Annotated in this window: 2 protein-coding genes; both read right to left on the bottom strand. The window is 33.2% G+C overall.

What is annotated here, in order from left to right:
- Positions 1-345: 345 nt before the first annotated feature.
- Positions 346-831 (bottom strand): hypothetical protein, encoded by a 486-nt coding sequence (locus Q338_RS12420; RefSeq protein WP_034296038.1) that lies wholly within the window; start codon positions 829-831, stop codon positions 346-348.
- Positions 800-1,927 (bottom strand): EndoU domain-containing protein (locus tag Q338_RS13930; protein WP_211249462.1); only part of this gene is annotated, 1,128 nt, incomplete at its 5' end. The genes Q338_RS13930 and Q338_RS12420, both read right to left, overlap by 32 nt.

A 1,927-nucleotide genomic window follows, 5' to 3' on the forward strand; every position in this document is an offset into this window, starting at 1 on the left:
ATTTTGCTCGGCTCGTCTTGCCAATGCATAACTGCTTTGCATGGACGTGGGTTGTTTCGGATAGGTTTGGAGTTGGCTCATGGCTTTGTTCCTATTGGGTAAATTTTATTAAACAAGTGGTTAGCAAACGAGCGTTTTATTCATTAAGTGGAATGCTTACTTAATGGGATTGTTTCAGGCAGCTTTTGATTACTTTTTACCATGAAGAATTCAATGTAACGTATGTGATTTGAATGAAAAAGTATTTAAGGCTGCCTGAAACAGAATTATTGGCACATCAAAATCAAATTGATAAAACGACCCAAACTGCGTGGGCAACAAGTTGCCCACCCTACGCTTGCTATCTTATGTTTGTTTATTTAATTTTAAGTATAAAGAATTCAGTACAATTTTCTCTAATTCTGATTGTGGTTGAAATAAATTTGCTATATTTTTAATCTGATTGATTATGTTAATATCTACTTGGTTGCTATGGTTTGCTAAAATGGCATTAATAGTATTGATGATTTCAACTTTTACAGAATGTGTCATCTTATGAAAGATTGTAATGCAACAAATTAAAGCATATTGATAATTTTCTACTTCTGATAAAGTATCAAAAAATGCCAAATACCATAATTCATTTTTATTTTGATGAGATAAATCCATTAATAAACAATCCCAATCATTGTTAGAGAAGTCATCAATTTTTTCTATTGCTTTAATTATTAAGAAATCACTCCAATAGTTGTCGCATTCTCCTTTATATTGAGAAAGGATTTCGTTATAGAGAAATACATTGTTCATATTTTTTTTCCAATCATTTAAAAGTTGTTGGATTTGTAAATCCATGTTTTCCAGCTGGATAACCAGAAATTACATTATTACCTTGTTTAATAACTTCAACCCCAACACCATTGATATATCCTTGATGTAAAGTATGTCCATCTGATACTCTTGAAGCAACTGGTATAGTATTTCCTATACTTTTAACAGCATTAATTACTTCTTTATCACTCCATGTTGATGGGAATAATGTACTAGCTTTAATTTTTGAGATATTGCCATCTGAAAATTGTAGTATTAATTTTACATTTCTAGTACCATCTGGATTATGTGAAATAGTTTCTACAGCATAATTAGGTAGAGAATTATCAATATTTCCAGAATGAGCTCCAATAATTCTATTTGATACATTTCCTTGTTGATTTACTGTACGTTCCCCATATAGGATTTTCTTTTCCATTTCAGGAGAAACTAGTGTTGTAGGTTGTTTAATAGGTTTATTACTACCAGTCGTCTCTCCATCAACAGGCGACATGGTTTTTTGTGTTTGCCCATAATTTTTAACTTCAGTTTTTATTTTAGGTGTTATTAATTTACTACCAGCTATTGTACCTATTCCTACGAGTGCTGGAGAAATTTGAATGGCTTTATCTAAAGAATTTGCCCATACAGACAATTGGCTTTGATGCCATGAAATTTCTTCATTATTCAGTTTAATAGTTAATAATGCAGCCGATTTAATCTCAGATTCAACAGCAAGGCTTCGTAAAAATACTTCTGATTGTGTATTAATATTTCTCAGCTTTTCAATGGCATCTAAATGGCATTTATCTCCTTTACCTAAACACAAAGCAAAATCTTGTTCAGCTTTTTCCTTGCCATATTTTCTATATTTTTCAATAATTTCATTATGTTTGCTTTGTGGGGATTTTCTTAATTCTTCAACTAATGCACCTCGTTCTTCAAATAGAAAAGCATTATTCTCCACCGCACTCTCAGCATTCAGGCTGCCTTGTACCGCATTCGTTGTTGTGTCGCCAACAGCCGCCCCCGTTGCCGCACCAGCAAAACTCATAATGCTGCTGACCGTCTCTTTTTGCTCGGCATTCAGTTCGCTGCTTTTTTTGCCATACAAATACTCAGCAACTTTGGGCGCAAGTGC

Source organism: Alysiella crassa DSM 2578, from assembly GCF_000745955.1.
In the GTDB taxonomy this organism is placed as follows: Bacteria; Pseudomonadota; Gammaproteobacteria; order Burkholderiales; family Neisseriaceae; genus Simonsiella; species Simonsiella crassa.